Origin of the sequence: Bradyrhizobium sp. (assembly GCF_052389815.1) — a bacterium.
Classification (GTDB): domain Bacteria; phylum Pseudomonadota; class Alphaproteobacteria; order Rhizobiales; family Xanthobacteraceae; genus Bradyrhizobium.
The window spans coordinates 1-8,512 of sequence record NZ_JBQTHN010000014.1; the positions used below are offsets into that span (position 1 = coordinate 1).

Consider the following 8,512-nt stretch of genomic DNA (forward strand, 5'->3'; position numbering starts at 1 on the left):
TTAGCGGCGATGCAAATCCTTTGTGTGAAACGTGGTCCCAACAAGAAAAACGGGGGCCACAATGTTGTTGAAGGGACAGGGGAAGCGGCTGGCAGTACTTGCCATCCTTCTGGGGATGACCGTCCAGGCGAAAGCCGGCGAAGTGATTTATGCGAGCCTCGGCGACGCCACGCGCTCGCCGATCGGCTGGGTCGAATTCTGCGCCGGCAACGCCGGCGAATGCCGCGGCGGCGCCAGCCAACCGCGCGACATCGTGATGTCGCAGACGGCCTGGCGCGACCTCGTGCGCGTCAACAAATGGGTCAACGAGACCATCAAGCCGATGACCGACATGGATCATTGGGGCGTGATCGAGAAGTGGTCGCTGCCGACGGACGGTTACGGTGACTGCGAAGACTATGTGCTGCTGAAGCGCAAGATGCTGATCGATGCCGGATGGCCGCGCGAGGCCCTGCTGATCACCGTCGTGCGCGACAAGAAGGGCGAAGGGCATGCGGTGCTGACGGTGAAGTCCGACAAGGGCGAGTTCGTTCTCGACAACCAGAACGAAAGCGTCCTGGCCTGGACCGAGACCGGCTACCGCTTCGTCAAGCGCCAGTCGCAGGGCGATCCCAATGTCTGGGTCTCGCTCGGCGACGGACGCCCGGCGGTTGCCACCGCCAGCGCCCGCGACCGCTGAACAAGAGGATTTACAGGACACGCGACCCGGTCACATCCCCACCCCTCCCCGTCCCAGACCGGTTCGCGCGCGGCCAGGCTTCCCCCAAAGCCTGGCCGCAACTTTTTTGCGAGCGCGCGCCATGGTGATGACCGTCGCGATCCCCCTCCGGAGTTGACTCGCCGCGCCTTTGCTTCATTGGCTAGGCAAAACGAGGAAACTTCGATGCCTTCATTCCGCCCCGTCATCGCATTGTCCCGCGGGCTCGAGATCCTGCGCGCCGTCAACCAGCAACGGCAGGCAACGGTCGGTTCTCTGCACAAGGCCACGGGGCTCAACAAGGCGACGATCGTGCGAATGCTCGAGACGCTGGAGCACGAAGGCTACATCGTGCGCCGCGAGGAGCCGACCAGCTATTCGCCGACCGGCAGGGCCCTGCTGCTAAGCGCGGGATACGACGAGCCCACCTGGATCGGCGGCATTGCCGAGCCGATCCTCAACAAGTTTCGCAGGGAAATCCATTGGCCGTCCGACATTGCCGTGCTGGACCAGGAATCCATGGTGATTGCGCATACCACGCGCGTGGATGGTTCGTTGCTGTTCAGCCGGCCGGCCGGCTTCCGTTTTCCCATCCTGGGCACGTCGATGGGACGCGTTTATCTGGCTTTCTGCGATGCTGCAGAACAGGAGCGCATCATCTCGCGCCTGGTCACGAGCCCGGAGCCCTGGAACGATCTGGCGCGAAGCTCGAAAAGGCTCGCCAAGGTGCTGGCTCACATCCGCCGCACCGGTTACGCGGTGATGGATCAGACGTATAGCCGCCACATATTCGGAGGCGCGGTCTGGGCCCTCGGCGTTCCCATCGTCGGCAAGGGCAGGCTGTTCGCCAGCATGAACGTGATGATGCTCCGCGAGGCGATGACGCCGGAGCAAGGCGTCCGCAAACTCCTCCACCCCATGCAGAAGGTTGCCGCCACCATCGCCGACGCGCTCGGGGCCAGGATCGATGCGCGCCCCTACCCTCGAACCGATAAGACCTGATCATTTCACACAGTGAAATAATATTTCTATTTCTTGACCCGGCTCCCTCGGGCCTGTTGAGATGGCCGCAAACAAGGTCAGACAGGCCACGAACATCAGGGAGGCAAGATGTCGATTCGCGCAGGACTTCGCGGCACGCTGTGTGCCGCATTCACGCTGCTGACACCCATACTGTATGCACTGCCGGCATCCGCTGAAGGCTGGCCTACCCGGGCCATCAAGATCGTGGTGTCGACGCCGGCGGGCGGATTGACCGACGCATTCGCCCGCGCCTATGGCGACTACATTTCGCAACAGCTCAAGCAGCCGGTGATCGTCGAGAACAAGAGCGGGGCCAGCGGCGCGATCGCCGCGCAACTGGTCAAGGACGCCCCGGCGGACGGATACACGCTGCTCTACACGATTTCGTCCACGCTGCTCGGCAACCGGCTGATGCTGAAATCGCTGGCCTACGACCCCGACAAGGATTTCGCGATCATCTCGATGACGCCATCGGGACATCTGCCGCTGGTCGCGCATTCCTCAACGGGGGCCACCACGCTCGAAGAACTGGTCGCCTACGCGCGCAAGAACAAGATCTCGGCCGGCACCTACGGCGTCGGCTCGTTTGCGCACATTGCGGCAGCAGAACTCAACAAGCAGTTCGGACTGGACATGTCGATCGTGCAGTATCGCGGCGAGGCGCCGATGTGGCAGGACTTCGCCGCAGGCGCCATCCAGGTCGCCACCGGCAGTTACCAGGCCGCGCTCCCCGTGCTGCAAGCCGGCCATGGCCGCGCAATCGCGGTGCCGACGCCGATGCGCATGAAGAAGCTGCCCGATACCAGGACATTCGCCGAGCAAGGAATAGCCGGCAAGGTCTTTCAGCTGACCAGTTTCACCATGCTGTTGGCGCCGGCCGCCACCCCGGCCGATCGGATCCAGCGCCTCTCGGAACTGATGGTGGAAGCGGGCAAGTCCGAGCGGGTGCAGAAGCTGCTCGACTCCTTCGGCGTCGACGCCTCGGCGATGGATCGCGCCTCCTCGATCGCTCTCTACAAGGGGGAAGGGCCGACCTGGCTCGATGCGGTCAGGAGCCTCGGGCTTGAGCCGCAATAGGAGCAAAGGGCCGTCGGCAGGCGGCTCGGACCGACGGCAGCATGCCCCGAGGCTTGAGGCAGGCGTCATGAAAATCTAGCATCACGGCGGCCAAGCCCTTTGCATGGAAAGGACACCGCCGCCGATGGACATGCTGGTCAAGCTCTACGCGCTGCCCGACTCGCGCGACGTAAATGAAAGCCTGAGCAAGGCGGGTATCACAACGCGCCGCGCGCTGGCGCCGGAGAAGCACAAGGTCATCGCCTGGGTCCGCGAGCATTTCAGCGAGCATTGGGCGAGCGAAGTGGACGTTGCATTCTCGCGGCAACCGGTCTCCTGCTTCATCGCCGTCAGGCAAAAGAACATCCTCGGTTTCGCCTGCCACGATGCGACCTGCGCGAATTTCTTCGGACCGACCGGCGTGGACCCCAACGAGCGCAAGCACGGCATCGGCAAGGCGCTGCTGTTCAACTGCCTCGAAGCCATGAAGCAGCAGGGTTTTGGCTATGCCATCATCGGTGGCGTCGGGCCTGCCGAGTTCTATGCCAAGGCCGTCGGCGCCATTCCCATCGAGGGCTCCGAGCCCGGAGTTTATCGCGGGCTGCTGTAAGCTGCTTCGCCGGGAGAGACGCCATGGCCGCAAGCGAGATCGACGCCATCCGCAAGCTGCTGACGTCGAAGCCGCGGCCGGTCGGCTGAGCCGAACGGCGCGAGCGGCTCGACGAGGTTGGATCGGTCTTTCGCCGTTAACTATTCTCCGCCCCAAAACTTTGATTCCTCAGCGCTTTTGCTACCGAAATCCCGCCCCATTCGGGGAAATCACGGGTTTGAGAGCGCTTAAGGTTGTGTTAAGCAAATGGAACCTTTGCAAATCAGGTCCCGGTCCGGAGTCCCATGCGCGAACTCGCCCCCCGGTATTATCCCAGCGGCAGTCCAGTTTCCCCCACTTCCCGCTTCGGCGGACAGCCCTTCATCATCGGCGCCACGGCGCTGCTCGCGATCGTGGTCGGCATCGGCGCGATTGCCGCCTGGCGCGCCTGGACCGGCAATACGCCGGAGCTCGACCGCGTCGTCGCCACGCGCCAGCTGCAGGCCCGCGCCACGCAGGCCTCCGAGCAGCTGGTCGAAAAGACCAAGGGCCTGGAAGCCACCCAGCAGGAATCGATCGACCAGCTGCAGGTGGTGCAGGACCAGCTGCAGACGGTGCGCCGCCTGCTTGCCGCACAACAGGCCGACACCAAGAAGCTGTCCGAGCAGGTCACCACCCTGACCGAGTCGATCGACGGCCTGCGGCAGTCCTTTGCCAGCGCGCGGGCCGATGACCCCGCGCCGTCGGTACGCAAATCCAGCCGCAAGAAGGTTTATCGCAGCGCCCAGCGCAAGCGCGGCTCGAAAGGCTGACCGCAAGGCCTTGATGGACCGCACGAAGCCGGCCTCCTTGGCCGGCTTTTTCGTGCCTGGTCAAAGAATCCCGGAACTTTGTGAACTGCTTCACACGTCCGCGTAAGAATCCGGGGCAAGCTGCAATTCACCGGATGGCACACGCCAGTTGGTGGCTCTAGCCGATTTCAATATCCGGGGCTGGCAAGGCCGTTGGCGTCATACTGCGCCGGCGGCCTTGTTTTTTCCGACGGCGATCTTTCGATCCCGAATGTGATCCGGCGCACAGAGGGCCCGACCAAAACCCTGTTACCCGTTGAACCGTAGCTGGCGAATGCTAGCTTCGATCCTCGTTTGGCATCCAGCTGGGGCGGCTACGATGTGCAAATTGACTTCGCTTTTCCTCATCTGCGCGGCGGCGCTGGCGCTGCTGGCCGGCCCGGCAAAGGCGCAGCGCGGCTCGGACTGGCGCGACTGCAACGGCCGCGACGCCGACGCCCGCATCTCCGCCTGCAGCCGCATCATCGACAAGGCCGGCGGCCGCAATTCCACGATGCGCGCCGGCGCCTTCAACAACCGCGGCATCGCCTATTTCAGCAAGGGCGAGTTCGACCGCGCCATCCGCGATTTCGACGAGGCGATCGCGGCCAAACCCAACAATCCCGTGCTGCATCACAACCGGGGGCTCGCGCTCTACAACAAGGGCGACAACGAGGGCGCGATCCGCTCCTACGAGGAGGCGATCAGCATCCATCCCAAATACGCCATGGCCCATAACGATCGCGCCAACGTCTACTTCCGCATGAAGGAGTACGACAGGGCGATATCGGGCTATGACGATGCCATCCGCCTGCAGCCGCGCGATCCCATCGTCTATGCCAACCGCGGCAATACCTACCGCATGAAGGGCGACTACGACCGCGCGCTTCGCGATTTCGAGGAGGCGATCCGGCTCAATCCGCGCGAGCCCGGCTCGATCTACGGCCGCAGCCAGGTCTATATCGACAAAGGCGACACCAGCCGCGCCATCGCCGACCTGGACGAGGCGATCCGGCTCGGTCCGAACAATGCCGACTACTACAATTCCCGCGGCTTCCTGCTGAAGAAGCAGGGCGAGAACGACCGCGCCATCCGCGACTTCGACGAGGCGATCAAGCTGAAGCCGAGGTTCGCGACGGCCTTCTCCAACCGGGGCGACGCCTGGCGGCAGCGCGGCGACATCGAGCGCGCCATCATGGATCTGTCGGAGGCCATTCGCCTCGATCCGACGGTGACGCCGGCCTATGTCAGCCGCGGCCTCGCCTACGAGGCCAAGGGCGACATCGAGCAGGCCAAGTTCGATTTCTCCACCGTGCTGAGCCGCACGCCCGGCAATTTCGCCACCTCGCGCGAAGCCGTCGCCAAGGCGCGCGAGCGGCTCGCCGCGCTCGAAGGCTCCACCGGCGCGACCGGCGGCGGGCCGCTGCCCGCCATTACCCCCGCGCCGCGCAGCGAGCCCCGCCCCGGCATGCCCTCGCGCGCCGGCGACGCCACCGAGCGGGGACCGCGCGTCGCCCTCGTGATCGGCAACGCCGCCTACTCGAACGTCCCCTCGCTGGCCAATCCCGTCAACGACGCCCGGGAAATGTCGAGCGCCCTGCGCGAGCTCGGCTTCAAGGTGATCGAGGGCTACAACCTCAACAGCACGACGATGCGCAGCAAGATCGCCGAATTCGGCAATGCGCTACCGGGCGCCGGCGTCTCGCTGTTCTATTATGCCGGCCACGGCATGCAGGTGTCGGGCAGGAACTATCTGGTGCCCGTGGACGCCAAGGTCGAGCGGCCTTCCGCGCTCGGCACCGAGGCGATCGAGGTCAACACCGTGATTGCGGACATGGAATCCGAGAAGCGTATCAACCTCGTCTTCCTCGATGCCTGCCGCGACAACCCGCTGTCGCGCAACCTCGCCCGCTCGATGGGCGGCGGCACGCGCTCGTCCGCCGTCGGCCAGGGCCTGGCGCAGCTCAATGCCGGCATCGGCACGCTGATCACCTTCGCCACCAGCCCCGACACGATTGCGCTGGACGGCTCGGGCCGCAACAGCCCGTTCACGCAGGCGATGCTGAAATACATCCGCACGCCCGGGCTGGAAGTCCGCTCGATGCTGACGCGCGTGCGCGCCGACGTGATCCGGGCGACCAACGAGCAGCAGGTGCCGTGGGACCATTCCTCGCTGACGGGAGATTTCTACTTCAAGCCGGGCTCGTGAGCGGGGCACAGCCGAAAAAACAAGCAGCCGAGCCGGCTTAGCCGATCTTCTTCAGTCCCTTTTTGAATTGCGGGCCTCTGACCTGATACGACTTCGCAGCGCGGCCCATGGCCATCGATTGCTCCGGCGTCAGCGTGCGGATGACGCGGGCGGGCGAGCCGATGACCAGCGCGTAGTCGGGAAACTCCTTGCCCTCGGTGATGACGGAGCCGGCGCCGACGACCGCGCCGCGGCCGATCTTCGCGCCGTTCATCACGATCGCGCCCATGCCGACCAGGCTGTCGTCCGCCAGCGTGCAGCCGTGCAGGATCACGTTGTGGCCGATGGTGACGTTCTTGCCGATCAGAAGCGGAAAGCCCGGGTCGGTATGGCAGGTCGAATTGTCCTGGACGTTGGAGCCCTCGCCGAGCTCGATCCACTCATTGTCGCCGCGCAGCACGGCGCCGAACCAGACCGAGGCACCTTTCAGGAGGCGCACCTTGCCGATCACGACCGCGGTGTCGGCAATGTAATAGTTTCCATCGTTGGGAAGGTCGGGTCCCTGCCCGTCCAGCTCGTAGATCGCCATGAAAGTCTCCCGTTGGCGGGAGACATAAGCACGCGAACCAAAGCGTTTTCAAGCGAAGCCTGTCCCGCACGCGATGCGGGATGGGGACCGGTTCGCGTCAAGAAAACGCGTCGACCAAAAGAGCAATCCCGCTCAGGCCAGCACGCCCGCGGCGCGCAAGGTCATCAGGAAGAAAGTGCCGGACATCAGGCTCCAGAAGCCGGCGATGACGGTGGCCATCATCACGAATTCGAAGCGGCGGCGTTCCACGCGGGCGCCGAGCAGCGTGTTGCGCATGATGATGAAGGGCGCGGCGAACACCAGGAACGGCACGGCCGCGAAGGCCTTGGCCACGACGCCTTCGTTGAGCAGCCCGAAGCCGGCGGGGCGCCGCGCGAAAGCCTGGTAGCCGCTGGCGAGCATGCCGGCAAAGGCAAACCCGATGCAGAGCGAGAAAAAGGAGTTCACCGCTTCAGGCGACATCGAACGCAACTCACAGCACACGAGACACGAGGAAAGGCGCGCCCTGTGTCGCAAAATCGGCCGTCCCGCGCCACATCATCCTTAAGGAAAGGTTAACAGCGCGCGGCCCGCCTGCATGGCTGACGATGCCGCGCCACCGGCGAAATCATGCGGGATTTCGCGCGCACGTGGCATATTCGTCGGGTGATTCGAACCTGTCCGGCGACGGCCCGCGCATGACACTGCTTTCGACGGCCCAGTATTTGGCCCGCTCCTCGCGGCGGGCCCGGCGCGCGCATCTGGTTCCGATCGCCGTCGGAGGCGTCCTCGCCGCCGGCGCGATCGCGACGGTGGCCTATCTGCTCTGGCCGACCTGGGGCACCAGCCCGGCGCGCGGACCCGGACGTATTCCGGTGCAGGTCGGCGGCACGCTGTTCAACGTGCCGACCGCAGCGATCCGGCGAAAAGTCCAGCGCCACTCCGGGCCGCAGGAGCGCGTCGATCTCGCCTTCACTTATCCCGCGCTGGAGCCGCCGGAAAAGCAGAAGCACGTCAGCGCCGACACGGTGGAGGAACAGCCGCAGCCGATCGACCGCATCTTCGTCTCGCTGATCGCGCACCGCGACTCGCTCGCGCCCGACATGCGCGTCCGCACCATCTATCCGCGCTATCTCGAGCCGGCCTCGATCCAGGTCGGGGACGGCCTTGCCATGCGCGCCTTCAAGGAGGGCACTCCCTATTCGGGCGAGGACATGTTCGCAGGCACCGCCCCCGCGCTGGTCGCGCGCTGCACGCGCGATGCCGCGACCCCCGGCATGTGCCTGAGCGAGCGCCGCATCGAGGGCGCCGACGTCATCTTCCGCTTTCCGCGCAGCTGGCTCACGCAATGGCGCGACGTCGCGGCCGCAATGCAGCGGCTGACGGCGCAGATGTATGGGAAGCGGTCGTAGTTTTGTAGGGTGGGCAAAGCGGAAGAGGCTGGGCAAATATTCAATCGGCCATCGACGCAGTAGAAATCCATTCGCAGTCCGACGCCATAGCGCCGAAAATATTCTGTTGCCGTCATTGCGCAAGCAGTGCAGAGAATGAACTTTCTACG

Annotated in this window: 9 protein-coding genes; 7 read left to right on the top strand and 2 right to left on the bottom strand. The window is 64.7% G+C overall.

The genetic code is table 11. The annotated features are described in order from the left end of the window. Nucleotides 1-61: 61 nt before the first annotated feature. From ACT4OC_RS03715 to ACT4OC_RS03740, 6 genes are all read left to right on the top strand, one after another. Nucleotides 62-679: a transglutaminase-like cysteine peptidase gene (locus ACT4OC_RS03715; protein WP_444837661.1), complete on the top strand. Its 618-nt coding sequence runs from the start codon at nucleotides 62-64 to the stop codon at nucleotides 677-679. A gap of 204 nt (nucleotides 680-883) precedes the next feature. Next, nucleotides 884-1,699 carry an IclR family transcriptional regulator domain-containing protein gene (locus tag ACT4OC_RS03720; RefSeq protein WP_444837662.1) on the top strand — a complete coding sequence of 272 codons (816 nt, stop codon included), beginning with the start codon at nucleotides 884-886 and terminating at the stop codon, nucleotides 1,697-1,699. 108 nt (nucleotides 1,700-1,807) lie between these two features. Next, the gene (locus ACT4OC_RS03725) at nucleotides 1,808-2,797 is read left to right on the top strand and encodes a Bug family tripartite tricarboxylate transporter substrate binding protein (protein ID WP_444837663.1); all 990 of its coding nucleotides are present in this window, start codon (nucleotides 1,808-1,810) and stop codon (nucleotides 2,795-2,797) included. 124 nt (nucleotides 2,798-2,921) lie between these two features. Further along, entirely contained in the window at nucleotides 2,922-3,386 is a 465-nt protein-coding gene (locus ACT4OC_RS03730; RefSeq protein WP_444837669.1) for a GNAT family N-acetyltransferase, read from the top strand. Nucleotides 3,387-3,670: 284 nt separating this feature from the next. Next, nucleotides 3,671-4,177, top strand: coding sequence for a hypothetical protein (locus ACT4OC_RS03735; RefSeq protein WP_444837664.1), 507 nt, complete (start codon nucleotides 3,671-3,673; stop codon nucleotides 4,175-4,177). 367 nt (nucleotides 4,178-4,544) lie between these two features. Further along, nucleotides 4,545-6,404 (top strand): tetratricopeptide repeat protein, encoded by a 1,860-nt coding sequence (locus ACT4OC_RS03740; RefSeq protein ID WP_444837665.1) that lies wholly within the window; start codon nucleotides 4,545-4,547, stop codon nucleotides 6,402-6,404. Nucleotides 6,405-6,441: 37 nt separating this feature from the next. Here the strand turns inward: ACT4OC_RS03740 and ACT4OC_RS03745 are convergent, their stop codons facing one another. Together ACT4OC_RS03745 and ACT4OC_RS03750 are read right to left on the bottom strand one after the other, a co-directional pair. After that, a complete protein-coding gene (locus tag ACT4OC_RS03745; protein ID WP_444837666.1) occupies nucleotides 6,442-6,972 on the bottom strand; it encodes a gamma carbonic anhydrase family protein in 531 nt (176 codons plus the stop codon). Between the two features lie 132 nt (nucleotides 6,973-7,104). Further along, nucleotides 7,105-7,434: a DUF6949 family protein gene (locus tag ACT4OC_RS03750; protein ID WP_444837667.1), complete on the bottom strand. Its 330-nt coding sequence runs from the start codon at nucleotides 7,432-7,434 to the stop codon at nucleotides 7,105-7,107. Nucleotides 7,435-7,649: 215 nt separating this feature from the next. On the opposite strand from ACT4OC_RS03750, the gene ACT4OC_RS03755 reads away from it, so the two are divergent. Further along, nucleotides 7,650-8,363, top strand: a complete 714-nt coding sequence (locus ACT4OC_RS03755) for a hypothetical protein (protein WP_444837668.1) — start codon at nucleotides 7,650-7,652, stop codon at nucleotides 8,361-8,363. Nucleotides 8,364-8,512 lie beyond the last annotated feature (149 nt).